The organism is Pseudoalteromonas qingdaonensis (genome assembly GCF_038739665.1).
GTDB lineage: Bacteria > Pseudomonadota > Gammaproteobacteria > Enterobacterales > Alteromonadaceae > Pseudoalteromonas > Pseudoalteromonas qingdaonensis.
The window spans coordinates 257,359-283,125 of sequence record NZ_JBCGCU010000002.1 but is presented as its reverse complement, the minus strand read 5'-3'; the positions used below and the strand labels follow the sequence as shown (position 1 = coordinate 283,125).

Annotated in this window: 20 protein-coding genes; 5 read left to right on the top strand and 15 right to left on the bottom strand. The window is 48.2% G+C overall.

Annotated elements, in window-relative coordinates; genetic code table 11:
* Position 1: 1 nt before the first annotated feature.
* The 8 genes from lapB to gyrA form a co-directional block, all read right to left on the bottom strand.
* Positions 2 to 1,138, bottom strand: coding sequence for a lipopolysaccharide assembly protein LapB (lapB, locus tag WCN91_RS03315; protein ID WP_342676251.1), 1,137 nt, complete (start codon positions 1,136 to 1,138; stop codon positions 2 to 4).
* Between the two features lie 2 nt (positions 1,139 to 1,140).
* Complete coding sequence (locus tag WCN91_RS03310) at positions 1,141 to 1,440, bottom strand: lipopolysaccharide assembly protein LapA domain-containing protein (RefSeq protein WP_342676249.1); 300 nt, start codon at positions 1,438 to 1,440, stop codon at positions 1,141 to 1,143.
* Positions 1,441 to 1,465: 25 nt separating this feature from the next.
* A complete protein-coding gene (gene ihfB, locus WCN91_RS03305; protein WP_105198900.1) occupies positions 1,466 to 1,750 on the bottom strand; it encodes an integration host factor subunit beta in 285 nt (94 codons plus the stop codon).
* A 61-nt stretch (positions 1,751 to 1,811) separates the two neighbouring features.
* Positions 1,812 to 3,479 (bottom strand): 30S ribosomal protein S1, encoded by a 1,668-nt coding sequence (rpsA, locus tag WCN91_RS03300; RefSeq protein WP_342676246.1) that lies wholly within the window; start codon positions 3,477 to 3,479, stop codon positions 1,812 to 1,814.
* Positions 3,480 to 3,583: 104 nt separating this feature from the next.
* Entirely contained in the window at positions 3,584 to 4,294 is a 711-nt protein-coding gene (cmk, locus tag WCN91_RS03295) for a (d)CMP kinase (protein ID WP_342676244.1), read from the bottom strand.
* Between the two features lie 167 nt (positions 4,295 to 4,461).
* The gene (aroA, locus tag WCN91_RS03290) at positions 4,462 to 5,742 is read right to left on the bottom strand and encodes a 3-phosphoshikimate 1-carboxyvinyltransferase (protein WP_342676242.1); all 1,281 of its coding nucleotides are present in this window, start codon (positions 5,740 to 5,742) and stop codon (positions 4,462 to 4,464) included.
* The gene (gene serC, locus WCN91_RS03285; protein WP_342676240.1) at positions 5,742 to 6,824 is read right to left on the bottom strand and encodes a 3-phosphoserine/phosphohydroxythreonine transaminase; all 1,083 of its coding nucleotides are present in this window, start codon (positions 6,822 to 6,824) and stop codon (positions 5,742 to 5,744) included. Before serC ends, aroA begins: the two co-directional genes overlap by 1 nt.
* A gap of 114 nt (positions 6,825 to 6,938) precedes the next feature.
* Positions 6,939 to 9,641: a DNA topoisomerase (ATP-hydrolyzing) subunit A gene (gene gyrA, locus WCN91_RS03280; RefSeq protein ID WP_342676238.1), complete on the bottom strand. Its 2,703-nt coding sequence runs from the start codon at positions 9,639 to 9,641 to the stop codon at positions 6,939 to 6,941.
* 191 nt (positions 9,642 to 9,832) lie between these two features.
* Between gyrA and ubiG the strand changes: the two genes are divergently transcribed.
* From ubiG to yfaE, 4 genes are all read left to right on the top strand, one after another.
* A complete protein-coding gene (gene ubiG / locus WCN91_RS03275; protein WP_342676236.1) occupies positions 9,833 to 10,543 on the top strand; it encodes a bifunctional 2-polyprenyl-6-hydroxyphenol methylase/3-demethylubiquinol 3-O-methyltransferase UbiG in 711 nt (236 codons plus the stop codon).
* Between the two features lie 503 nt (positions 10,544 to 11,046).
* Positions 11,047 to 13,329, top strand: coding sequence for a class 1a ribonucleoside-diphosphate reductase subunit alpha (nrdA, locus tag WCN91_RS03270; protein ID WP_342676234.1), 2,283 nt, complete (start codon positions 11,047 to 11,049; stop codon positions 13,327 to 13,329).
* 71 nt (positions 13,330 to 13,400) lie between these two features.
* A complete protein-coding gene (nrdB, locus tag WCN91_RS03265; RefSeq protein WP_342676232.1) occupies positions 13,401 to 14,531 on the top strand; it encodes a class Ia ribonucleoside-diphosphate reductase subunit beta in 1,131 nt (376 codons plus the stop codon).
* A gap of 50 nt (positions 14,532 to 14,581) precedes the next feature.
* Positions 14,582 to 14,857, top strand: a complete 276-nt coding sequence (yfaE, locus tag WCN91_RS03260; protein ID WP_425416003.1) for a class I ribonucleotide reductase maintenance protein YfaE — start codon at positions 14,582 to 14,584, stop codon at positions 14,855 to 14,857.
* 9 nt (positions 14,858 to 14,866) lie between these two features.
* Here yfaE and WCN91_RS03255 read toward each other — a convergent pair whose 3' ends face one another.
* Positions 14,867 to 15,391, bottom strand: a complete 525-nt coding sequence (locus WCN91_RS03255; protein ID WP_342676230.1) for a YaeQ family protein — start codon at positions 15,389 to 15,391, stop codon at positions 14,867 to 14,869.
* 150 nt (positions 15,392 to 15,541) lie between these two features.
* Between WCN91_RS03255 and WCN91_RS03250 the strand changes: the two genes are divergently transcribed.
* Positions 15,542 to 17,914: a TonB-dependent receptor gene (locus WCN91_RS03250; protein WP_342676228.1), complete on the top strand. Its 2,373-nt coding sequence runs from the start codon at positions 15,542 to 15,544 to the stop codon at positions 17,912 to 17,914.
* 65 nt (positions 17,915 to 17,979) lie between these two features.
* On the opposite strand, the gene WCN91_RS03245 is transcribed toward WCN91_RS03250, so the two are convergent.
* From WCN91_RS03245 to pyrD, 6 genes are all read right to left on the bottom strand, one after another.
* Positions 17,980 to 19,725 (bottom strand): DUF3466 family protein, encoded by a 1,746-nt coding sequence (locus WCN91_RS03245; protein ID WP_342676227.1) that lies wholly within the window; start codon positions 19,723 to 19,725, stop codon positions 17,980 to 17,982.
* 11 nt (positions 19,726 to 19,736) lie between these two features.
* Positions 19,737 to 21,647 carry an ATP-binding cassette ATPase Uup gene (uup, locus tag WCN91_RS03240; RefSeq protein ID WP_342676225.1) on the bottom strand — a complete coding sequence of 637 codons (1,911 nt, stop codon included), beginning with the start codon at positions 21,645 to 21,647 and terminating at the stop codon, positions 19,737 to 19,739.
* The gene (locus WCN91_RS03235) at positions 21,634 to 21,882 is read right to left on the bottom strand and encodes a glutaredoxin family protein (RefSeq protein ID WP_105198887.1); all 249 of its coding nucleotides are present in this window, start codon (positions 21,880 to 21,882) and stop codon (positions 21,634 to 21,636) included. The genes uup and WCN91_RS03235 overlap by 14 nt, the downstream gene beginning before the upstream one ends.
* Positions 21,875 to 23,995 carry a bifunctional 23S rRNA (guanine(2069)-N(7))-methyltransferase RlmK/23S rRNA (guanine(2445)-N(2))-methyltransferase RlmL gene (rlmKL, locus tag WCN91_RS03230; protein WP_342676222.1) on the bottom strand — a complete coding sequence of 707 codons (2,121 nt, stop codon included), beginning with the start codon at positions 23,993 to 23,995 and terminating at the stop codon, positions 21,875 to 21,877. Before rlmKL ends, WCN91_RS03235 begins: the two co-directional genes overlap by 8 nt.
* Positions 23,996 to 24,048: 53 nt before the next feature.
* Positions 24,049 to 24,576: a cell division protein ZapC domain-containing protein gene (locus tag WCN91_RS03225; RefSeq protein WP_342676219.1), complete on the bottom strand. Its 528-nt coding sequence runs from the start codon at positions 24,574 to 24,576 to the stop codon at positions 24,049 to 24,051.
* Between the two features lie 135 nt (positions 24,577 to 24,711).
* The gene (gene pyrD, locus WCN91_RS03220) at positions 24,712 to 25,722 is read right to left on the bottom strand and encodes a quinone-dependent dihydroorotate dehydrogenase (protein WP_342676217.1); all 1,011 of its coding nucleotides are present in this window, start codon (positions 25,720 to 25,722) and stop codon (positions 24,712 to 24,714) included.
* Positions 25,723 to 25,767: the final 45 nt, after the last annotated feature.

Here is a 25,767-nt window from a genome sequence, read left to right as displayed (position 1 = left end):
TTTAAAAACCATCAAGCCCACGGCTTGGTTGCATAGACTCCCAGTGACGACAAGACGGACACAACCAATAATGACTGTGACTTTGAAAGCCGCAATGCTGACACTGAAAATCTGCTTTGGTATCTATATATGATTGAATAAGTTTATCTATGGGGTTTAGCGCTTCGTCTAGCTGCGCGTTTTGCCCTGCAAGTAATTGTAGCAAAAAACGAAAGCCGCGAATATTAGGTTGTTTCTTTAAACTCTTGGTGATGAACTCAACCGCTTCTTTACGCTGCCCGGCTGCAAGCAAATGCTGACAGTAATGAATTTTAAGACCAATGCCGCCTTTGTCTACCAGCTCAGCCAACAAGTGTTCAAACTGATGCTCTAGTTGCAGGTGGTGGTAGCTCTTGTTTAAGCGCTCAAGCACTAAGGGAGAGCTAAAGGTAAACTGGCAAATTAAGTCGCGCCAATAATGAATGGCCCGCACATAATCTTCGCGCTGATAAGCCAATTGCCCTAGTTCATACAAAGGACGCACACTCGGCTCACCTACACCCAAGGCCTGGGACATGAGTTCCGGGGCATTATCCGCCGCGCCCGCTTCACAGTAAAAATTAGCTATGGCAATTTTTTGCTGGCGCTGGGTAAATAAATGCGCATAACGCTGATGCAAAGCTATGCCCTTGTGCCATTCGCGGGTTTGCGAATACAAGGAAATAAGCGGCTCAAGTGCTTGGGGACGCTTTTGTTTAATAAGAATAAGCAGATGCTCTTCGGCACTGTCCAATAATCCGGCGAGAATATAGTCCTGCGCCAACTCCAGGCGACAGGTTGTTAGTTGATCTTCATTAAGGTTTGGATGATCGAGCAACAATTCATGGATTTTAATGGCACGGTCAAGCTCGCCACGACGACGAAACAAGGTCGCCAAGGTCAAATAATGCTCCACCGAGTCAGCGGATACTTCAAGAAGTTGAATTAGGTGCTCAAGGCCCTGATCGTCTTCCCTATCGAGTAGAAACTTCAAGCCTTTGCTGTATTCTGCGGTAATTTTACGACTGTGCTGATGAGCATGATTTTTAGCACTGTTTTTACCCATGATCCAGCCGTAACCGGCGGCAACGGGCAAGAGTAAAAACAACAGCTCCAGCATTACTAGCTATCTTTTACAGATGCCAGAGCGGTACTTTGACTTTGCTCTTGGGCAGTACGGGAAAGTTGCTCGTTGCGTTTTTGCAAGCGATAGTTTTGCCACTTTAACTTTGAAAATAAGCGAAAGCTAACAAAGCAGCCGAATACTAATCCGACAATAAAACAGAAGCTCATTAGCGCTGCTAATGGCATAGTGGTGCTGGCAATAAGGTAATTAACTTGGACTAGCTGTGGATTTTGCGAACCTAGTACAAAGGCAATAAAAATACACAGTACAAATAGAATGAACTTTACAACCTTCACTCAGCGGTTACTCCATCCGTGATGATTAAATACTGGCGTTAACGCGGTCGCGTAATTCCTTGCCCGGTTTAAAGTGCGGCACGTACTTACCGTCTAGTTCAACGGTTTCCCCAGTTTTAGGGTTACGACCTGTGCGCGGTGCGCGGAAGTGTAGGGAAAAACTACCAAAGCCACGGATTTCGATACGCTCGGCTTCAGACAATGAACCGGCCATCTGTTCTAGAATTTCTTTAACGGCATTCTCAACATCGCGGGCTTGGATATGAGCGTGACTTTGTGCAAGCTGTTCTATTAGTTCTGACTTGGTCATAATGTTTCCTTAGGGACTTACAAAGGAAGGGCTTGCGCCCTTCCTAAGACAAGACTAAATCTTAGTCTTTCTGTGCATTTTTGAATGCAGCAGCCATAGCATTTTCGAACTGAGGCTCGTCTGCCTTCAACTTCTCTAATACTTCTTTTTCTTCAGCTTCGTAAATCGCTTTAACTGAAAGGCTGATAGCGCGGTTCTTACGATCTACGCCAACAAACTTAGCTTCGATTTCGTCGCCTTCAGAAACAACGGCAGTTGCATCTTCAACACGCTCTTGTGCAATGTCAGCTACACGGATGTAACCTTCAACGCCTTCGATAAGCTCTACAGTTGCACCTTTAGCGTCAACAGCAGTTACTTTACCTTTAACAATAGCACCTTTTTTGTTTGCGTCCAGGTAGTTATTGAAAGGATCAGCTTCGATTTGCTTAACGCCTAGAGAGATACGCTCACGCTCTGGGTCAACCTGAAGTACGATAGCAGTGATTTCGTCGCCTTTCTTGTACTCACGTACAGCTTCTTCGCCTGGAGTGTTCCAAGAGATGTCTGAAAGGTGTACAAGACCGTCGATGCCACCGTCAAGGCCGATGAAGATACCGAAGTCAGTGATTGACTTGATCTTACCAGTAACTTGGTCGCCTTTGTTTTGTAGACGAGCAAATTCTTGCCAAGGGTTAGCTTTACATTGCTTAAGACCTAGAGAAATACGACGACGCTCTTCGTCGATTTCTAGAACCATTACGTCTACGTTGTCACCTAGTGAAACAACTTTAGATGGGTGGATGTTTTTGTTAGTCCAATCCATCTCAGATACGTGTACTAGACCTTCTACGCCTTCTTCGATTTCAACGAAACAACCGTAGTCAGTTAGGTTAGTTACACGACCAGATAGCTTAGCGCCTTCTGGGTAACGGTTAGCAATTTCTTGCCATGGATCTTCGCCAAGCTGCTTAAGGCCTAGAGAAACACGTGTCTTCTCTTTGTCAAACTTAAGAACTTTAACGTTGATTTCGTCGCCAACATTCACGATTTCTGAAGGGTGCTTAACACGCTTCCACGCCATGTCAGTGATGTGTAGTAGACCGTCAACACCACCTAGGTCAACGAACGCACCGTAGTCTGTAAGGTTCTTAACGATACCTTTAACTTCTTGACCTTCAACAAGGTTCTGAAGAAGTTCTTCACGCTCTTGTGAGTTTTCAGATTCGATAACTGCACGGCGAGAAACAACAACGTTGTTACGCTTCTGGTCAAGCTTGATTACTTTGAACTCAAGCTCTTTACCTTCAAGGTGAGTTGTGTCACGTACTGGACGAACGTCAACAAGTGAACCAGGTAAGAAGGCACGGATAGAATCAACTTCAACAGTGAAACCACCTTTAACCTTACCGTTGATAACACCAGTAACAGTTTCGTTTTCTTCACATGCTTTCTCAAGACGGATCCACGCTTCGTGGCGCTTCGCTTTTTCACGAGAAAGAATAGTTTCACCGAAACCGTCTTCAATTGCATCTAGAGCAACATCTACTTCGTCACCAACAGCAACTTCTAGTTCACCAGCAGCATTTTTGAACTGCTCTGCAGGGATAGCACTTTCTGACTTAAGGCCAGCGTCTACAAGAACGATGTTGTTCTCGATAGAGATTACGGTGCCTTTTACGATTGAGCCCTGTTGAGCTTCAAAACCCTGTAGGCTTTCTTCAAATAACTGCGCAAAATTTTCTGACATACTTAATACGTCTCTATAAGTTAAATTCTCCACGTCGCGTCACTGCTCAGCGGGGTTATTAATTAAGCACGTGCGTCCTGCTCATGCGTAGGTATATTTACTGCTTATTTACTTAGTTTTGCCAACTTGCCGTCAACAACGGCCTGGTCGATAATCGACATGACTTTGGCAAATACTTGCTCGGCATCGAGCTCAGTGGTATCTAAGCTTACCGCGTCTTCCGCGGGAATAAGCGGCGCCACGGCGCGATTCGTATCACGCTCGTCACGAGCTTTAATGTCGATAAGTAGACCACTTAGTGTAACATCCAGACCCTTAGCCTTCAACTCTTTAAAACGTCGCTCGGCGCGCTCTTCAGCGCTGGCGGTCAGGAATATTTTTACATTGGCCTCAGGGAACACCACAGTGCCCATATCGCGGCCATCGGCAATCAGCCCGGCATCGCCGCGGAAGGCACGTTGGCGACGCAATAGCGCTTCACGAACGCGAGGCAGAGCCGCCACCTTTGAAGCCGCCGCGCCCACTTCTTCATTACGAATACCATGGGTCACTTCCTCGCCTTCGAGGATGATTTTGCTGCTTTCGCTTTGGGTATCGAAGCTAAATTGCACATCTAAATTTGCTGCGAGCGGGACTAAGGCTTCTTCATTGTCGAGTGCTATCTGGTGGTGTAGCGCCGCAAGCGCCAAAACACGATAAATCGCGCCGCTGTCGAGCACGTCCCAGCCCAACTTTTGCGCGAGTAAACGACACACTGTACCTTTGCCCGAACCACTGGGCCCGTCAATGGTGATCACCGGCATAGATGCCTGCATTTAAACCTCCTGCATGCACAGCAAACATTTTAAAATCGCCGTATTATACGCGAACTATTTTGTAAATTCGCGCTAATACGCCAGATTTTTAAGATTGTTTTGTAACGGATCAACAAATGGTTAGATAAAGATGCCCGCTTGGCATAAGCCGTCAGCGGGCATGGGGATCAGCTGCAGCTGACACTCGCTAAGGTATCAAAATAGGTAGGAAAGGTCTTGGCGGTGCAACCTGGGTCGTTAATGGTCACCGGCCAACCACCGACGGCAACCATGGAGAAACACATGGCAATACGGTGGTCGTTATAAGTATCTATGGCGACATCCGCTAAGTGCAGTGGCGGCGTGATCTCGATATAATCATGCCCCTCCACCACCTCGGCGCCGAGCTTTTTCAGCTCAGTGGCCATGGCATACAAGCGGTCGGTTTCTTTCACCCGCCAATTGTAAATATTACGAATGGCGGTTTTGCCCTTGGCAAACAGCGCTACCGTGGCAAGTGTCATGGCTGCATCAGGAATGGCATTGGCATCAATATCAACGCCCATAAGCTGTCCTTTGCGTACCACCAGCTTATCATCATACCAATCAATATCGGCACCGACCTGCTCCATTACCTTGGCAAAGCCTATATCACCTTGGACCGAGGCCTTGCCCACACCGTGAATGGTGATCTCGCCACCATTAATCGCGGCCGCAGCAATAAAGTAGGACGCCGACGAGGCATCGCCCTCCACCATGATTTCACCGGGAGAAACATATTGCTGCCCCCCTTTCACATGAAAACTCTGGTAGTTATTGTTGCTTACCTCAACACCGAATTTACGCATCACCCCAAGGGTAATATCTATATAAGGTTTGGAGACCAGCTCCCCCTTGATGCTGATGTTCGTATCACCACTGAACAGCGGTGCCGCCATTAACAGCGCGGTTAAGAACTGACTGGAAATGCTGCCGTCTATGCTGACTTCGCCACCGGCCAGGGTTTTCCCCTTAATGGCCAAAGGCGGATAATCCTGCGTTTTCAGGTAGTCTATATCAGCCCCTAACGCACGCAGCGCATCAACCAGGTGGCCGATTGGGCGCTCTTCCATACGCGGCTCACCGCTTAATTCAAACTCGCCTTGTGTGGCTGCAAGTACCGCGGTAAGCGGCCTGTAAGCTGTGCCAGCATTACCTAAAAACAAAGACTCTGGTGGCGTAGTAAGTTTACCACCTTGGCCGTGAACCAAGGCTTGAGTCTTGTCCTCGTTGAGCTCGACCTCAACTCCCATTAGCGCAAGGGCCCCTAGCATATGACGAATATCGTCACTATCTAGCAGATTGGTCACCTTAGTTGTGCCTTGACACAAGGCCGCCAACAAAAGAATGCGATTAGATAAGCTTTTCGAGCCAGGTAACACCACTTCGCCTTGCACCTTTCTAATGGGCTCTAAGCGTAATGATTCCATCAACTGTGCTCCTGAGCGAACTGCTCCATAAAGGTTACCAGGGCCTCTATACCCGCCACCGGCATGGCATTGTAAATACTGGCGCGCATACCGCCGACAAAACGGTGCCCTTCCAATGCCAGTAAACCGGCCTGTTGTGACAAGGCCAGGAAGCGTTCGTTCAGGCTCTCATCGTTTAACCAAAATGGCACATTCATTAATGAACGACAGTCTTTATCAACCTTGTTGATGTAGAAATCTGAGGCATCAATGTAGTCGTATAAAATTGCTGCCTTGTTCTTGTTATGGCGCTGCATAGCTGGCACACCACCTTGCTCTTCAAGCCATTTAAAGACCACATCGGCCAGATACCAGGCAAAGGTAGGTGGCGTGTTGTACATGCTGCCCTGCTCGGCCTCGATGGCGTAATCAAGAATTCCCGGGCGCGGCACGCCTTCTCGCTCAAGCAAGGTCTTACGTACAATAACAATGGCCAGACCCGATGGGCCGATATTTTTCTGCGCACCGGCGTAAATCACATCAAACTGATTTACATCGATATCGCGCGATAAGATCATAGAGGACATATCGGCAACAATGGGCGCCGTTGGGTGAGTTGGCACATCGAATAACTCAACCCCGTCTATGGTTTCATTCGGGCAGTAATGGATATAACTGGCTTTTTCCGGCAGTGGCCACTGAGATACAGGAAGCACACCGAATTGCCCGTCTTTATCATCGCGAACATTGATTTCCACAACATCTGTGTACTTCTTCGCTTCCTTGGCAGCGCCATCAGACCAGATCCCCGTGTTGATATACACGGCGGGGGCATCATCAAGGTGCAGATTCATAGGCACAGCGGCAAACTGACCGCGACCACCACCGTGCATAAAGAGTACGGCAAATTCATCGCTGATATTCATCAAGCGACGCAGACGTGCCTCACACTCTTGAGCCATGGTCAAAAAGGGTTCGGCGCGGTGGCTTACTTCCATAACCGACACACCTAGTCCTTGCCAGTCTAAAAACTCTTGCTGTGCTTTTTCCATAACGGCTGGAGGTAACATGGCAGGGCCGGCACAAAAATTATAAACGCTCATTACTTCTTCCTCATTCCACTTCGCGTACCCACACAATACGCATTGTGCGGACGATGTAACTTGAAAATATTTTATACAGAGATAAAAAAAGCGGCCGAAGCCGCTTTTTAGTGATTACTCAGAATCTTGTTCGGGATTGTCAGCAGCGACATCTGGCGTTTGCTCGCCCTGTTCTTGCTCTTCACCCTGCTCCAGAATAACCAGTTCATCTTCATCGATTTCTTCGATACGTTGTAAACCAACCACCTGCTCGCCGTCAACTGTACGAATCAAAATAACACCTTGGGTATTACGACCCACGGTAGAAACTTCATTCACTCGAGTACGAACCAAGGTACCACGATTAGAAATAATCATGATCTCATCGTTGTCATCGACCTGAACGGCACCAACTACAGAGCCGTTACGCTCGCTCACCTTGATAGAGACCACACCCTGAGTCGCACGACTCTTAGATGGGTAGTCTTCAAGGGCGGTACGCTTACCATAACCGTTTTCGGTCACGGTTAAGATGGCACCATCTGACTTAGGTACGATGAGGGACACCACGCGCTGGTCATCGGCCATCTTAATGCCGCGTACACCTGTGGCGGTACGACCCATAGGACGCACACCCTTGAACTTGATTTCCGGGTTACCTTCTTCATCAAGTACCGGGTTACCGTTTTCGTCAACCACGGCCGACTCTTCCGCTTCTTTAAAGCGTACTACCTTACCTGCGTCGGTAAATAGCATGATCTCATTGCTGCCATCTGTGATGTCCACACCGATCAGGCTATCGCCTTCGTTGAGGTTCACGGCAATAATACCGCTGGCGCGCTGACGGCTATAAGCGGTTAATGGCGTTTTCTTCACGGTACCAAAAGCGGTCGCCATAAAGACATACTTATCTTCTTCGTACTCACGTACTGGCAAGATAGCGGTAATGCGCTCATCAGCTTCAAGCGGCAACAGGTTAATAATTGGCTTACCACGGGCAGCGCGGCTGGCCAATGGCAACTGATACACCTTCAACCAGTACAGACGACCGGCTGTCGAGAAGCACAAGATGGTGTCGTGGGTGTTGGCGACCAGCAGACGCTCGATAAAGTCTTCATCCTTCATCTTGGTTGCTGATTTACCCTTACCACCACGGCGCTGCGCCTCGTAGTCGCTCAGCGGCTGGTACTTCACATAGCCTTCATGTGACAGGGTGACGACCACGTTTTCTTCGGTGATCAGATCTTCCAGGCTGATATCGTGAGCAGCGGCACTGATTTCGGTGCGGCGCTCATCGCCATAGGTTTCCTTGATGGTCACCAATTCATCGCGGATCACTTCCATCAAGCGCTCCGGCGAACCTAGGATATGTAATAACTCAGCGATCAGCTCAAGTAGCTCTTGATATTCATCAAGGATCTTCTCGTGCTCAAGGCCGGTTAGCTTATGTAGACGTAGCTCAAGAATGGCCTGCGCCTGTGGCTCAGATAAATAGTACTGACCATCGCGAATACCTAAATCATCCGCCAGCCAGTCTGGGCGAGCGGCGTTATCACCGGCTTTTTCCAGCATGGCTTTAACATTACCCAGCTCCCACGGACGAGCAACAAGGGCTTGTTTCGCTTCTGCTGGTGTCGGTGACTTACGAATAAGTTCGATAATAGGGTCGATATTGGCAAGCGCAATCGCCAAACCTTCAAGGGTATGAGCGCGCTCACGAGCCTTACGTAAATCGAATACGGTACGACGGGTAACCACTTCACGACGGTGCAGAATAAATGCTTCAAGCATTTCCTTGATGTTAAAGCACTTCGGCTGGTTACCGTCCAGGGCAACCATGTTGATACCGAACACGGTTTGCATCTGGGTTTGGGCGTACAGATTATTCAGTACCACCTCGCCCACTTCGCCGCGTTTGATTTCAATAACGATACGCATACCGTCTTTATCAGACTCATCGCGCAGCGCACTAATGCCTTCGATCTTCTTGTCTTTTACAAGCTCAGCGATTTTTTCGATAAGGCGGGCTTTATTCACCTGATACGGAATTTCATGAACGATAATGGTCTCGCGACCTGTTTTTTCGTCCACTTCTACTTCCGCGCGAGCGCGAATATAAACCTTGCCACGACCTGTTTTATAGGCCTGCTCTATGCCTTTTTTACCATTGATAATGGCCGCTGTTGGGAAGTCCGGGCCTGGAATATATTCCATCAGCTCGTCAATGGTGGTTTGCGGCTCTTTGATAAGCGCTAAACAGCCGTTGATCACTTCGGTTAGGTTGTGCGGCGGGATATTGGTCGCCATACCTACGGCGATACCCGATGAACCATTGACCAGCAGGTTAGGCACCTTGGTCGGTAGTACATCTGGGATCATCTCGGTGCCATCATAGTTAGGCACGTAATCAACGGTTTCTTTTTCCAGGTCGGCTAACAACTCTTGGGAAAGTTTTGCCATGCGTACTTCGGTGTAACGCATCGCCGCCGCCGAGTCACCATCCACGGAACCAAAGTTACCTTGGCCATCAACCAGCATATAACGCAGAGAAAACGGCTGCGCCATACGTACTATGGTGTCGTATACGGCACTGTCGCCGTGCGGGTGGTATTTACCGATGACGTCGCCCACTACACGGGCAGACTTTTTATACGGTTTGTTCCAGTCATTGCGGAGTTCATTCATGGCGAACAAAACACGACGGTGTACCGGCTTTAGGCCGTCACGAACGTCGGGAAGCGCACGTCCTACGATTACACTCATGGCGTAATCCAGGTAGGAATTCTTTAACTCATCTTCAATATTAACCGGAAGGACTTCATTGGCGAGATCAGTCATTGATATCACTTTCCTTCTTATTTGCGACAGGCTGTAATCGGCACGAGTTATACTCGGCTTATCACCTGCCCCATTGTCGTTATTATCTCAGCCCATGCTATCACATAATTTTTATTTTTACAGGCGCTAAATCTTTGCGATTTCACAAAATCCCCCCGTATAATGGCCTCAGACGAACGAGGAAGTTTTATATGACCGAACATCAAAATGTAGATACGGATGAAATTGCAAAATTTGAAGCCATAGCACAGCGCTGGTGGGATCTCGATGGCGAATTTAAACCCTTACACGAAATCAATCCCCTGCGCCTGGACTTTATCGCCCAACATGCCAATGGCCTGGCCGACAAAGAAACTCTGGATATAGGCTGTGGCGGTGGCATACTCGCCGAGAGCATGGCCAAGCTCGGTGCCAAGGTCACCGGCATAGATATGGGTCGTGAACCACTGAATGTCGCCAAGCTCCATAGTTTAGAGTCTGGTGTTAAAGTCCAATACCAACAAATTACCGCGGAGCAATATGCGAGCGAGCACCCAGAGCGCTTCGATGTGGTGACCTGTATGGAAATGCTTGAGCATGTGCCGGACCCGCAATCCGTGATAGCCAGCGCTGCCGCCCTTGCCAAACCCGGCGCTCAGGTTTATTTCTCAACCTTAAATAAAACTGCCAAGGCCTATCTGTTTGCCATTGTTGGCGCCGAGAAATTACTTAAACTTGTGCCCGAAGGCACCCACGACCATAAAAAGTTTATCCGCCCATCGCAGCTTATCCAATGGGCTGAGCAAGCCGGGTTAAAGGTGCGCCACAGTGCCGGACTAAGCTACAACCCGTTAACTAAGCAATACACCTTGGGCCAGGACTTAGGCGTTAACTACATTTTGCACTTTGAAAAGCTGGCGTAACACAAGTGTAGCGAATCCGCCTGGTGTTTTTTAGAAGTGCGGACACACTATATCTGGTGGTATGTTATTTTTTAAACACCAGATATAGTGCACAAGTAAGAATTAGCGTGATGAAAAGATGCGCGACTTGATGATAAAAAACCCAGTCGGTTAGACTTGGAAAAAATCATTAAATTTGTGTTTTTTGACGTTGCTTTTCGCCGACCGACAGAGTTAAAAATGTTTGAAGGTTAACGGTCACTAACCGTGGCGACTTATCCACAGATTGTCACAGTTTGCACCTCTTGCAAATACACGCAGACCCCACTATCTTGTGAATCACAGTGATGAAAACACCATATCTAGTGTTTGAATCTTATACAGCTATAAATGCTTGGTGGCCGTGGGCGATGGCGCAAAGCGAAGGTATGCTAAAACGTAGTAAATACATCGCCTGCAATAGCTGAAAAACACCTTTAACAGCTGTGCGCTAATACAACTAATTATAATTACGGGTAATAACTATGACTCAACAGTTATCTGTTAGCAAACGCGATGGACGTAAGGAAGCGTTGGATTTAGATAAAATTCATCGTGTCATTACTTGGGCCGCCGAAGGGCTCAATAATGTATCTGTATCTCAGGTAGAACTTAAGTCTCATATTCAATTCTATGACGGTATTCGCACCGAAGATATTCACGAAACGATTATCAAATCGGCGGCGGACTTGATCTCGAAAGATACGCCTGACTACCAGTATTTGGCGGCGCGTCTGGCTATTTTCCACCTGCGCAAAAAAGCCTATGGTCGTTTTGAGCCACCTAAGCTGTATGATCATGTTGTTAAACTCGTTGAAGACAAGCGTTACGATCAGCATTTACTGTCCGACTACACTCAGTCGGAATTCGAGCAAATGGATCAGTTTATTGACCATAGCCGCGATTTAAACTTCAGCTATGCTGCCGTGAAGCAGCTAGAAGGTAAGTACCTGGTACAAAACCGCGTCACTGGCGATATTTATGAAAGCGCCCAGTTCCTGTATATCCTGGTTGCTGCCAGCCTGTTCTCGGATTACCCAAAAGAGACGCGCCTTGATTATGTGAAGCGTTTTTACGATGCGGTGTCTTTGTTTAAGATCTCATTGCCTACACCTATTATGTCGGGCGTGCGTACACCAACGCGTCAGTTTAGTTCATGCGTACTAATTGAATGTGCCGACAGCCTGGATTCAATTAACGCCACTTCATCGGCGATTGTAAAATACGTATCTCAGCGCGCTGGTATCGGTATCAACGCTGGTCGTATTCGCGCCCTAGGTAGCCCAATTCGCAACGGCGAAGCCTACCACACAGGTTGTGTTCCTTTTTATAAGCACTTCCAAACAGCGGTTAAAAGCTGTTCGCAAGGCGGCGTACGTGGCGGTGCCGCGACTTTGTTCTACCCGCTTTGGCACCTAGAGGTTGAAAACCTACTGGTACTTAAGAACAACCGTGGTGTTGATGATAACCGTGTACGTCACCTTGACTACGGTGTGCAGTTTAACAAACTGATGTATACCCGTTTAATTAAAGACGGCTTTATCACCCTGTTCAGCCCATCGGATGTACCGGGTCTTTACGATGCCTTCTTTGAAGATCAGCAGCTGTTTGAAGAGCTTTACGTAAAATACGAACAAGATGAGTCTATTCGTAAGAAGCGTATCAAGGCCATTGAACTCTTCTCTATGTTCTTGCAAGAGCGTGCCAGCACAGGCCGCATCTACCTGCAGAACGTTGACCACTGTAATACTCACAGCCCGTTTGATGCCAAGGTTGCACCGATACGCCAGTCTAACCTGTGTCTGGAAATCGCTTTACCAACCAAGCCGCTAAACGATGTGAACGACGAAACCGGTGAAATCGCTCTATGTACTCTGTCGGCCTTCAACCTGGGCGCCATTGAGTCTCTGGACGAGCTTGAAGAGCTAGCTGAGCTGGCTGTTCGTGCCCTTGATAACCTGCTGGATTATCAAGAATACCCAGTACCGGCTGCCTACAATGCCACCATGGGTCGTCGTACTTTAGGTGTGGGCGTGATTAACTTTGCCTATTACCTGGCTAAAAATGGTAAGCGTTATTCAGATGGCAGCGCTAACAGCCTGACGCATAAAACCTTTGAAGCGATTCAATACTATTTGATGAAAGCATCAAACGAGCTGGCCAAAGAAAAAGGCGCCTGTCCTAAGTTTAATGAAACCACTTATTCGCAAGGCATCATGCCTATCGATACCTATAAAAAGGATCTTGATAGCGTTTGTGATGAGCCACTGCACCTGGATTGGGACGCTCTGCGCGAGAGCATTAAAGCTCACGGCATGCGTAACTCAACACTGTCGGCCCTTATGCCATCAGAAACCTCGTCGCAAATCTCCAATGCCACTAACGGCATTGAGCCACCGCGCGGTCATATCAGCGTTAAGGCATCTAAAGACGGTATCCTTAAGCAGGTTGTGCCTGAGTATGAGCGTCTTAAAGATCAATATGAATTACTGTGGGATATTCCATCAAACGATGGCTACCTGCAGCTAGTGGGCATAATGCAAAAGTTCGTTGACCAGACTATTTCGGCCAACACCAACTATGATCCGAATAAGTTCGATGGCGGCAAGGTGCCGATGAAGCTCTTGCTTAAAGATCTGCTTACCGCCTATAAACTGGGTGTGAAGACCTTGTACTATCACAACACCCGTGATGGTGCCTCGGACGCCCAAGACGAGTTTAAGCCCCAGGCCGATGACGGCTGTGAAGGCGGCGCTTGTAAGATATAATAATAATTAAGCAAGCGGCCTCACAGCCGCTTTGCTTTGTTGTTCGACCCTGATTTTGAGATCCCACGACCATGTCATACTCCACTTTTAGCCGTAACCGTAACGACCAATTAAAAGAACCGATGTTTTTCGGACAAACGGTGAACGTATCGCGCTATGACCAGCAAAAGTACCCTATTTTTGAAAAGTTGATCGAAAAACAACTGTCTTTCTTCTGGCGCCCCGAAGAAGTAGACGTTAGTAAAGACCGCGTTGATTTTCAGTCTCTGCCTGAGCATGAGCGTCATATTTTCTTAAGCAACCTTAAGTACCAGACCCTGCTTGACAGCGTCCAAGGCCGCTCGCCAAACGTGGCTCTACTGCCTATCGTTTCCTTGCCTGAGCTGGAAACCTGGATTGAAACATGGGCCTTTAGTGAAACCATTCACAGCCGCTCGTACACCCATATTATTCGTAACGTGACTCAGTCGCCGGAAGTGATTTTCGATGACATAGTGACCAATGATAAAATCAATGAGCGCGCCGAAGAAGTTACCCGTTATTACGATGACCTTATTCACCTAACTTCACTTTATAATCTGTATGGCGAAGGCCATCACACGGTTAATGGTGAGGTCGTTGATGTGTCTTTGTACGAGCTTAAAAAGCGTTTGTACCTGGCCATTATGTCGGTGAATATCCTTGAAGCCATTCGTTTTTATGTGTCATTTGCTTGCTCTTTCGCCTTTGCCGAGCGCGAGCTGATGGAAGGTAATGCGAAAATCATCAAGTTGATCGCCCGTGACGAAGCCCTACACCTATCTGGTACTCAGCATATCTTGAATATTATGCAAGAAGGCAAAGACGACCCACAAATGGCGGAAATCGCTGCCGATTGTCGTGAGCAAGCCATACAAATGTTCGTCGATGCCGCCGAGCAGGAAAAAGAATGGGCAGAATACCTGTTTAAAGACGGCTCCATGATAGGTCTGAATAAAGACATTCTTTGCCAATATGTGGAATACATCACCAATGTGCGTATGAGCGCAGTAGGTCTACCGGCGCAGTTTGCCACTCAGAGCAACCCTATTCCATGGATCAACTCTTGGTTAGTATCGGATAACGTTCAAGTGGCACCACAAGAAGCAGAGATCAGCTCTTACCTGGTCGGTCAAATCGACTCGCAAGTTGATGCAAACGACTTTGGCGACTTCGACCTGTAATAAGAAGGGCTCCTTGTGAGCCCCTTTCCCCTCATACCAATACATAGTCCGTGTGCAAAGCAACTAAGACCAATATCACCTTCAACGGCAAAGCACTAACCCATGAATCGGATAGCCCCTCTATCCTGCATAGCTTAGAGCGCCAAGGAGAAACTCCCGCCTATCAATGTCGCGAGGGCTTTTGTGGTGCCTGTCGGGCCGTCTTGGTGCAAGGAAAGGTCAAGTATAGCCATGAGCCGCTGGCTTTTATCCGCGACGGTGAAGTTTTGCTGTGCTGCAGCACCCCGGACGGTGACGTGATTATTTCCAGCGATGATGAAGGCTAATTTCCACACTCAAGGCCAGCTAATCAAAACCTGCGAGCTTACATAGCATTCAGATGTGGTAATACTCAGCTGATCCCACTCCACACATACATCCCAATGCAAAGAGCGTGCTAGCACGGCTTCCAGTGCATTCACAAACCCCGATTCCAAGGCAATCAGCTCGGCGCGGTTATGGGCCAGCTGCCAGCTAGTAAGCTCATCATTAATGGGGATGGTGGTGATCACATACAAAGACTTGGCGCGATTATAAATCTTGGTTAATTCATCACAATTGTCATTAAAAACCTCAATAACCAGTTCATAATCATCATGGAGATCATAGACAACAATATCAATTTGTGGTTTTTGCTTGCTCTCACACAAGACCAGATCATGGCGATAAGCAAACAAGCAGAAGCCGATTAGACGTAGAATAAAATGATCTAGCAGCTCTTCGTTTCTACGTGAGGTAGTAAAGTGTTCGTTTAGCTGACAATGATGGACATTATCGACAATAGCAAAATGTGCTTTAAGGACCCGTCCTCTGTCGCTCATGGCAAAGATGCCTACGCTGGCTACTCGGTAGCATTAAGTATAGTTTACTCTCGCTAATGCAAATTTTATTTAAGTTATACTATAACATTATTGTGCTGCGTGATTTTATAATGTTATAGTATCACCATTGTTAGTTAACGGATTTTCTTTATGTTTAAACCAGCCGTAATTTCCTGTGCCGTCGCCGCCCTACTTGGCTCGGCAAATGCCTTAGCCGGCACAGTTACTGGTCGCATCGTCGATGAACAGCAACAACCCTTAAGTGACGTGGTGATCCACTACCATGGTAAGCAACATAGCGTGCGCAGCGATCTGCAAGGTCATTTCACCATTGAACTAGATAAGGCTGGCCAGCTGCATTTCAGCAAGGAAAACTATATAGATAAGCGCTTGGATGTCAGCGTTGATGCGCAGCAACTGGATATCATGCTCAGCGCTGCGGCGATTGAAACCGTGGTGATCTACGCATCAGGTTTAGATAAAAACAACCTCGACATGGTCTCGCCTGTTTCCGTACTCAGTGGCGATGAGCTGCGCGACAGAGCCCAGCCAACCTTGGGCGAAACTTTAAAAGGCCTGCCCGGCATTAATGCCAGTTATTTCGGTCCTGTTTCATCAAGCCCGGTGATCCGTGGCTTAGACGGCCCACGCGTTAAAATCACCCAAAACGGCCTGGACAGTGGCGATGCCTCACGGGTCGGCCCAGATCACGCCGTAGCCACCGAGTCCATCGTTGCCGAGCAAATTGAAGTATTACGTGGCCCTGCTACTTTGCTTTATGGCTCTGGCGCCATTGGCGGCGTGGTTAATGTGGTCGATAACCGCATTCCAACGGATCGCATCGATGGCTATCAAGGAGCTGCCGAATACAGCCATGATACGGTTTCTAACACCAATACCTATGCGGGTAAATTTACCTCAGGCCATGATGGCTTTAATGTCCATGTTGATGGCAGCGACCGCGTTGGCCATGACTATGAAACGCCTACTTTTACCCTTGAAGAAGACGGCGAGCTAGAGCGTCATAACAAAGTCACCAACACCTTTATCGACAGCGCCACGGTAAATATCGGTAGCAGCTATGTCAGCGAGCATTGGACCCTGGGCCTTTCCTTTGGCACCATAGAAAGTGACTATGGTATTCCTGCTCATTCCCACGATCACGAACATGACCACGAACATGAGCATGCCCATGAAGACGAGCATGACAGCCATGATGAGCATGAAGGTTCAGTATTTGCACGCATGCAGCAAGACCGCTGGCAGGCCTTGGCAAGCTATTCCTTCCATGACAGCTTTATCGAAACCCTAACGCTGCGCGCCGGATACAGTGACTATGAGCACGGTGAAATCGAGGGTGACACCCTGGGCACCCTGTTCAGTAATACCAGCCGTGAGGCTCGCTTAAACGCCAAACACCGTTTTGGTAACTGGCATGGCACCTTAGGTTATCATTACAGTGATTCCGACTATAGCGCAACCGGCGAAGAAGCCTTTACCCCTTCGACCAAAACCAAGATGCATGCCCTGTATTTATTGGAAGAGCGTGAATTTGAGCGTTGGACCCTGGAGCTAGGTGCCCGTGTTGAGGACTATCAACTCGACAGTGAAATTGCTCAAGATCACGGCCATGACCACGACCATGATCATGCTCATGAAGATGAAAGCACTCACAGCGACTACGAATACAATGACACTAACCTCAGTGTCTCTTTAGGCGGCATTTGGAATTACCAGGACGGTTATGCCCTGGCCTTAAGCCTGTCACGCTCAGAGCGAGCGCCGCTAACCGGTGAGTTGCTTGCCAACGGCACCCATATTGCTACCGGCACCTATGAGCTGGGTCTGGCCTATCATATTGAAGACGGTGAAGCGCACTTTGAGGGCGAAAACATAGCTCAGGAAACCGCGACTAATATAGATTTCAGCTGGCGTAAATATGTGGGCGACTTTGGTTTTAACTTCAGCGCCTTCTATAACGATGTCGAGAACTTCTACTATCAGGAAAATACCGGATTAGTATTTGACCATGACGCTGGCTTTATCGATGCAGCGTTTGCCGATGATGATGCCCTTGCTGTTTATCAGTACCGCAGTGGCGATGCCGAGCTCTACGGATTTGAGCTAGATGCACACTACGCCTTGTCATCAAGCTGGCAAATTAAAGGTTTTGCCGATTCTGTTACGGCAAAACTCAAAGATGGCGAGCATCTGCCACGCATCCCGGCGGTAAAAGTCGGCTCTCAGTTAAATTATCTCTATAAGGATTGGGATTTCGCTTTAGTCGCCACCCATTACCTTGATCAGGATGATTTCAGTGCGTTTGAAACCAAAACCGACTCCTACACCCTGGTAGATTTCAAGGTGAATTATCACTTTAGCCTGGGTCAATTCGATGGCGTTGCCTATCTGCAGGCGCAAAACCTAGGAGATGAACTTGGCTTTGTTCATACCTCCTTTATCAAGGAACAAGCCCCTTTACCTGGACGTAACTTGCGTTTAGGTGTCAGAGCCTATTTCTAAGCAGGTGGTTTAAAACATGCAACAAAAAGCCCGGTTTTACCGGGCTTTTTAATGTACTAAGACAATTACTTAAAACGACGTCTAAATGCCAATAAAGGTAAGGCCAAAAGTGCCAGCCAACCTAGTGAGCCACTTTGGCGCTCATAGCTGCCAGCCGCTTCCGGTGGACATTCTTCAATCTCGCCACCTGCTATACGGCTTAATTTAACCGGCATTGCCACGCTTTCAAAAAGAATTTTGCCGCTGTCATCCACTTCAACTTCACCACGGGCATTAAGCTTTTCTTTGCTCTTAGTAGCAACACCATAGATAACGCCATCATCATCAATGGCTGTTGCTTCGGCAAAGTTGTAAGGGTAATTACTTTCGCCATCGATATCATAACAAGGAAGCAAGTCATTAATATTATTAACCGCGTCATCGCCAATGTTGTAAATAAAGCCTTCGCGGCGACGGCTTGAAGAATTCACGACATCAACTTCACCCTCACCTATGATCATGCCATGGATGTTTACATCGCGGGCCACCGAGCTTGAACTGACAAAGTAATCGCTTGGGAACACGGTTTGACCTGTGTTGAGATCATGGTAGAAAAATTTAGTGGTATTTCGGTTGTCTATTTCCTTGGTGCCATATCCGGTAATAATGCCGGCTTCGCTAATGGCTACCGCTTTACCGCTAAACCAACCATCTTCCTGGTTTAGTAGCTCAATAACCTGACCGTTTTTAAAGACCACAGGCATAGTGCGTATACTGTTATCATTATCGTGCTTGCGTACATGAGAATAGCCTACTGCAATCCCCTGACCGTTTACGGCCAACGCCACTGAAGAAAACGCATGTCCTTCATCTTCATCAGGTACCAGGCCAAGACCAAGCTCCTTAGCTTCAAGGGTATTTAAATCTGCGTCCAGTGTCCAAAGCATGGCACGGCGATCATAAAAGGCACCTAGTGTATTACTTGATTCTATGTTCTCCATGCGCCAAATACATACAGCGATTGGTTCATCTTTATCGTCACAACGATCGTCATAATCTTCCTGGCGATCAACAGGGATGCCAATAGAAGCACTACCAACCACATAGTAGCCACCATCGGGGCGCTGCACTATATCAGAAGCCATGCTGGTGCCACCGTACTGAGCAGAAACAGGCTCAAGTGTACTTACCACGCCTGTAGGTGAAACCACTACGCCACGTGAGCGATAGTCACGGACAAAGTAGGTTTCTTCTTCATTTTCACCATCAGGAGTAAATTCGATTTTCTTATAAGGCGCCGAGCCACTGCCCACGCGCACACCATCTTCACTAATGGCGTTATATAAGTTGCTGACACTGCGAGTGTAGCCATCATAATCAGTCGATGTTTGATCCAGTAATATCTGCTCAACTGCCGGACTTGGGGTAAAGTTTACCGCAGTTACATCGGCAAGCTTTTGCCAGTTTTCATTACCATTGGTCGATGACAAGAAGCTCAACATAAAGGTTAAGGCATCAGCATTTAAATTGCCGCCGGCGATATCGTCCAGGGTAAAGGTAATTTCTTTATTGATTTGTTCAAAATGACGATATTCCCAGTCATCGTACGCACGCGTGATAATACTGTCGGTAAAATCAATATAGCTAACGTCGATGGGCAGGTTATAAATGCCACGAGCCTGGCCTATTACTTCACCGTTATTGTTGGCGTCGGTGATAAAATGATGCTTTGCAGTGTCTAAGGTACTGAGTTCTTCTAGTTGATATACCGCGGCTTGCGCGCTGGCGCTAAGGCCTGCAACTATGCTCAATGCAACCAAGGATTTTTTCATCTTCTTCCCTACTACTGATTTTGTAATTCTTCGAGTTCTTCCCAGCGGGTGAACGCAGCTTCAAGCTTCGACTCAAGCTCTGCCAATAGGTTCAACTTGGCATTGGTTATTTCATTGTCTTGCTTAAAAAAGTCACTACTATTGACCTCTTGCTGCAAGCTGTCAATAGCTTCTTCTAGTTCTTCTACCTGATTAGGTAATTGTTCTAACTCGCGTTTATGCTTATATGACAATTTATTCGCAGATTTTTGCTTCACTGCCTTGGGCGTATCAAGAACCGCTTTTTGTGCTTGTTTTTTAGCTGCTTCCTCGGCCGCTAGAATCTGCTGTCTATAGACTTCATAATCGCTGTAACCACCTACTACCTCGGTGATTTTACCTTCACCATCAAAACCCCAGACGCTCGAGCAGGTGTTATCGATAAATTCCCGGTCGTGGCTGACTATCAAGACTGTGCCCTGATACTGGTTGACGATTTCTTCAAGCAGCTCAAGGGTTTCAATATCCAGATCATTGGTCGGTTCGTCAAGCACCAGGACATTAGAAGGCCTTAAGAAGATCTTGGCTAATAACAAACGGTTTTTCTCACCGCCGGAGAGCGCCTTAACCGGGGTACGGGCACGTTTTGGCGGAAACAGGAAGTCTTGCAGGTAACCGAGGACATGGCGGCTGCGACCACCAATTTGCACTTCCTGCTTACCATCTGCGACATTATCCTGAACGCTGGCTTCTTCATCTAGCTTGGCACGATACTGATCGAAATAGGCGATTTCCAGATTCACCCCTTGCTTGAGCTTGCCGCTATTTGGCTGCAATTGACCAAACAACAACTTTAACAAGGTGGTTTTACCAACACCATTGGGGCCAACCAAGCCAACGCGGTCGCCGCGCATAAGCAAGGTCGAAAAGTCATCGACTATGACCTTATCACCAAAGGCATGGCTTAAATGCTGGGCCTCGGCCACCAGTTTGCCCGAGCGAGCGGCGGTTTCTATGTTTAAGTCCACCTTGCCTACTTGCTCGATACGCTGCTTACGCTCCTGACGCAAAGATTTCAGCGCCCGCACACGCCCTTCATTACGGGTACGACGGGCTTTAATACCTTGGCGGATCCAGGCTTCTTCTTCGGCAAGCTTTTTATCAAACTCGGCGTTTTGCTGCTCTTCTACTTTTAAATCATGCGCCTTACGCTCTAAGTAAGTGGCATAATCGCCGGGATAAGAGACAAGCAGACCACGGTCTAAGTCAAGAATGCGGGTCGCCAGGGCGCGGATAAAGGCACGGTCGTGGGAAATAAAGACGATGGCGCCTTTAAATTCTTTTAAGAATTGCTCTAACCATTGCACCGAGGCCACATCCAGGTGGTTGGTAGGCTCATCAAGCAGCAGTAAATCAGGCTCGCCGACCAGCGCCTTGGCCAGGGCCACCTTACGCAACCAGCCACCGGATAAGGTGGCCAACATGGCATCGGCATCCAGTTGTAGTTGCCCCAGTACCAGCTTGATTTTGGACTCAAAACGCCAGCCGTCTTTGGCTTCTATTTCCGCAGAAATGTTGGCTAAGCGCGCCAAGGCCTTATCATCATCGGCATTAACCGCCAAGGCGGCATTGAGGTTATGGAATTCTTTTAGCAGGCGCGCCAAGGCAGGTAAGCCATCGGCGACATAGTCAAATACTGTGCCGTCGCTGTCCCGTGGGGGGTCTTGCTCCAAGCGGGCAATTTTTAGTTCGCCAACCTGGTTAATATCACCATCATCGAGTAAAACATCGCCGCTTAGTACCTTTAAAAACGTCGACTTACCGGCGCCGTTGCGGCCCACCACACATACTCGCTCGCCTTGTTCGATAACGGCATTGGCGCCGTCAAGTAAGGGATGCGTACCATAGGCTAGTTGCCCGTTTGTTATTCTAATTAGGTCCATACTGCTTAATCAATTCGCTGATTGCCTGCTGGTCAAAAGGCCACCCCAGCTCGGCCTGTGGGTTATGTGCTAAAGCCAGCACCGGAATGCGTATCTGATACGCTTCGAGCCACTGAGGCTGGTCGATAATATCGCGCAGCTCAATGGCCTCGATATCCGGATGCTGTTGCAATAATGCCTGCGCCTGCTCACATAGATGACAGCCATCGGTATGATAGAGCACCACCTTAGCCATGGCGGATCAACCAGGCATTGTGAATATGCTTGTTGCGGGCGAAGTCTGGCGACTGCGTCTGCTCGGTAATGTTTTCACACTGCAAGCCTTGTAATGCCAAGGCATCCACATCCATCTTAAAGCCGCGCTTATTATTGGAAAATAACAAGGTGCCCTGCTTGGCCAGCAGCTTGGACGCATCCTTGATAAGGGTCACATGATCACGCTGCACATCAAAGCTCTCGCGCATGCGTTTCGAGTTAGAGAAGGTCGGCGGATCTAAGAAGATCAGATCATATTCACCGCGGGTACGTTTCAACCACTCAATGCAATCGCCCTGCTCAAAACGGTAACGCGGGCTTTTCAGGTTGTTAAGGGCAAAGTTGCGCTGCGCCCACTGCAAATAGGTTTTTGACATATCTACTGTGGTTACCGACTTGGCACCGCCAAGCGCCGCCTGCACCGATGCGGTGCCGGTATAGGCGAAAAGATTAAGTACGCGTTTACCCTGGCTCAGCTCACGCACTCGTTTACGAGCCAAACGGTGATCCAGGAAAATGCCGGTGTCGAGGTAATCAAACAGGTTCACTTCAAATTTAGCGCCGTACTCGGTAACCACCATGGTTTTACCCTGGGAGCCCTGAGTTTGATACTGGCTATCGCCCTTTTGCTTACGGCGCTCCTTCAGAGCGACCTGTCCTGGCGCAATCTGCAAGGTCTCACAGGTGAGCATAAGCACATCCTGCAGGCGTTTTTGCGCGACGTTGTGGTCGATATTCTTTGGCGCCGCGTATTCATAAATCACTGCGCTGTTTTGGTAAACATCAACGGCAACGTTGTATTCAGGGATATCCGCATCGTAAAGACGATAAGCACTGATCTCATCGCTTTTAAGCCATTTTTTCAAAGCCTGACGATTCTTCTTCAGGCGATTGGCGAAGGCCACCGACTCTTCAAAATGCAAGGGCGTTTTGCTTTCACTCTGCCCTTGTGTCTGCTGCTCGGTAATATCGTACAGGGCCAACAAGGTATCGAGGGGGCCATTTTTAAATTTGTATTGCTTGTGTTTTACCAGTTTAAACAGCTTGAGCATTTCCGGCTCGCTGATCAAAAGTGCTGCACGCCAGTGGCAAAAGTGCTGCTTCAACTGATGACCCATTTGACGATACAGGGCGACGATTTCCGCCATAGAGCCAAGACGCTCACCATAAGGCAAGTTCGCCAGCAGCACACCTGGGCGTTTCGCCGGCGCCTTCATATCTGCAAGGTCGCCAACGGCAAAGTCGATACATTCACTCACCCCGGCGTTGGTAGCATTCTCTTGCGCCTTTTTAATCACCTGAGGGTTGATATCGCGACCGATAAGCCAAGGTTTTACCTCATCATTTACCTGATCTTTAATGCTTTGCTTTAGCTCTTTAAATTTGGCAACACGGAAGCTAGGCAGGCCTTCAAAGGCAAAGCCTTCACGTGATAGGCCTGGTGCCTTGTTTTGAGCCATCAAGGCCGCTTCAATAAGCAAGGTGCCGGAACCACAGGTTGGGTCGAATAAAGGCTTGCTGGTGTCATCAAGCCAGCCGCTGCGCATCACCAGCGCCGCAGCTAGATGTTCTTTTAATGGTGCCTTACCCTGAGCGCTACGATAACCGCGTTGCGACAGGCGTGGGCCGGAATAGTCGATATACAGGGTCAGTTTATCGCGGTTAAGTTTGGCAACCATACGTACGTCCGGCGTTTCTTTGCTTACGCTGGGACGACGCTCATACAAATCATAGAAATAGTCACAAATGGCATCCTTAATCACCAAGGCGCCGAACTGGGTGTTTTTCAGCTGGCGGTTAGTACCGCTAAATTCCACCGCAAAGGATTGATCCGGGCCGAAAAACTCCTGCCATGGCTGAAAGCGGGCAAAATTATACAGGGAGGTTTTGTCTTCGATGTCGCTGCCTTGTTGCAACACCAACATGACGCGGGTGGCCAAGCGGGTGCACAAACACACCTTCTGCGCAGTTAAACTATCGGCGCTGAACTCAACGGCACCAACGCGCTGTTTGGTAACTTCAGCACCTAGTTCGGTGAGTTCTTGTTGTAGCAGTTGTTCTATGCCAATGGATGTAGAAGCGACAAATTGCAAGGTGACTTTCCTATCTCGTAAATTCCCCGAGATTGTATCACAACCCCTTTGTCTTAGGCGCTTTTTTGTTGTCCCTGGGCGGAGAAAATCGGTGTGATACGGTCGTTTAGCACCTTGATCACAGCAAACTGTTGCAGCTGTAAATTTTCATCAAGGGCGAAGCTGGGCTCAAGACATAGGCACACACTTGCTTGCTCGGCGCAGTCAACAATCAGGAATTGTCCGCTTTGCTGAGAAGAAGTGAGCTGTACCACGGCTTCGTGATTGGCTTGGCCGCCAGTATAGGGGGCAAAGAACCAGCTTTTTGCCAGCATGGGTTTAAGGTAGTGTTTAACCGCGGTGGCGTTAAGGGCAATTTGACAGATATGGGCATCATTCCACAGCGAAAAACCACTTAGGTACTGGCACACCTGCTGATAGAACTCGGCATCGCGCAAATTAAACTTAGGCTGGGTAAAGGCTTCATCAATCAACTGGCGGCTTTTATACGGCGTACAAAACTCCATGTCACCCATGTCGAGTAACAGTGCATTGCGCTCTTCGCATACTTGCCATTGCCAATCTTGTTGTGCCTGTAACATCCCTTCCTCGATTTAATCTAAATTAAAGCCAATAAAATCAATGCTTATAACTTTGGATTATAGCGCTTGGCGATCCCCTGTAAAATTAATTCTAATAATATTTTACGAGGGATCGTCCGTATTCATAGCGGATCCTTATAAGCTGCTTAAGATCCGTTTAACCAGCGCCGGTCCTTCGTAGATAAATCCGGTGTAAACCTGCACTAAGTCCGCGCCGCTATTGAGTTTCTCTTTGGCCGCTTCAGCGCTATCGATACCGCCAACACCGATAATAGGCAGATGACCATTGGAAATACGCTTGATCTCCTTGATCACCTCTAAAGATTTGGCACGCACAGGACGACCAGACAAGCCACCAGCTTCATCCGCATACTGCAGGCCCTGCACCGCGGTGCGATCTAAGGTGGTATTGGTGGCAATAACGCCATCTATCTTGTTGTTTAATAAAGAATGGGTCACCTGCTCTACCTGCACCTGATCAAGATCTGGGGCTACCTTCACCAGCATGGGCACCTGTTTATTGTGCTTGGCAATAAGATCTAGCTGTTCGTTTTTCAAACTTGAGAGTAGATCGTCCAGCGCCTCACCGTACTGCAGATCACGCAGACCCGGGGTGTTCGGTGAAGAAATATTCACCGTGATATATGAGGCGTGCTCGAACACCTTACCCATACAGTGGATGTAGTCATCCTTGCCCTGCTCGTTTGGCGTGTCCTTGTTCTTACCGATATTAATACCCAGGATGCCGCGATAGTTTGACGCCTTAACGTTGGCAACCAGGTTATCTACGCCCTTGTTGTTAAAGCCCATACGGTTGATCACCGCATGCTGCTCTGGCAGACGGAAAATACGCGGCTTATCGTTACCGGCTTGCGGTCGTGGCGTTACCGTGCCGACTTCAATAAAGCCAAAGCCCATTTGCGCAAAGGCATCGATACATTCGGCGTTTTTATCCAGACCGGCGGCCAAACCCACAGGGTTTTTAAATTCCAGGCCAAGAAATTCCGTTGGCTTATCGACCACGTTTTGCGACCAGGCCATAGACAATGGCGTGTTGGCAAAGCGACGTAAGTTGTTTAGCGCAAAATCATGCGCCCATTCCGCGTCCTTGGTGAACATAAAACGGCGTGCTAATTCGTAAAACATGGATCCCCCTAGAAAAAAATACCCCAGCCAAAGGCCGGGGTATTC

Coding starts and splice junctions, on each gene's coding strand:
- uup (WP_342676225.1), bottom strand. CDS start 21,647: ATGGACCTAATTAGAATAACAAACGGGCAACTAGCCTATGGTACGCAT.
- WCN91_RS03250 (WP_342676228.1), top strand. CDS start 15,542: ATGTTTAAACCAGCCGTAATTTCCTGTGCCGTCGCCGCCCTACTTGGC.
- rpsA (WP_342676246.1), bottom strand. CDS start 3,479: ATGTCAGAAAATTTTGCGCAGTTATTTGAAGAAAGCCTACAGGGTTTT.
- lapB (WP_342676251.1), bottom strand. CDS start 1,138: ATGCTGGAGCTGTTGTTTTTACTCTTGCCCGTTGCCGCCGGTTACGGC.
- serC (WP_342676240.1), bottom strand. CDS start 6,824: ATGAGCGTTTATAATTTTTGTGCCGGCCCTGCCATGTTACCTCCAGCC.
- ihfB (WP_105198900.1), bottom strand. CDS start 1,750: ATGACCAAGTCAGAACTAATAGAACAGCTTGCACAAAGTCACGCTCAT.
- WCN91_RS03255 (WP_342676230.1), bottom strand. CDS start 15,391: ATGAGCGACAGAGGACGGGTCCTTAAAGCACATTTTGCTATTGTCGAT.
- nrdA (WP_342676234.1), top strand. CDS start 11,047: ATGACTCAACAGTTATCTGTTAGCAAACGCGATGGACGTAAGGAAGCG.
- WCN91_RS03245 (WP_342676227.1), bottom strand. CDS start 19,725: ATGAAAAAATCCTTGGTTGCATTGAGCATAGTTGCAGGCCTTAGCGCC.
- aroA (WP_342676242.1), bottom strand. CDS start 5,742: ATGGAATCATTACGCTTAGAGCCCATTAGAAAGGTGCAAGGCGAAGTG.
- WCN91_RS03225 (WP_342676219.1), bottom strand. CDS start 24,576: ATGTTACAGGCACAACAAGATTGGCAATGGCAAGTATGCGAAGAGCGC.
- cmk (WP_342676244.1), bottom strand. CDS start 4,294: ATGCAGGCATCTATGCCGGTGATCACCATTGACGGGCCCAGTGGTTCG.
- WCN91_RS03235 (WP_105198887.1), bottom strand. CDS start 21,882: ATGGCTAAGGTGGTGCTCTATCATACCGATGGCTGTCATCTATGTGAG.
- pyrD (WP_342676217.1), bottom strand. CDS start 25,722: ATGTTTTACGAATTAGCACGCCGTTTTATGTTCACCAAGGACGCGGAA.
- nrdB (WP_342676232.1), top strand. CDS start 13,401: ATGTCATACTCCACTTTTAGCCGTAACCGTAACGACCAATTAAAAGAA.
- gyrA (WP_342676238.1), bottom strand. CDS start 9,641: ATGACTGATCTCGCCAATGAAGTCCTTCCGGTTAATATTGAAGATGAG.
- ubiG (WP_342676236.1), top strand. CDS start 9,833: ATGACCGAACATCAAAATGTAGATACGGATGAAATTGCAAAATTTGAA.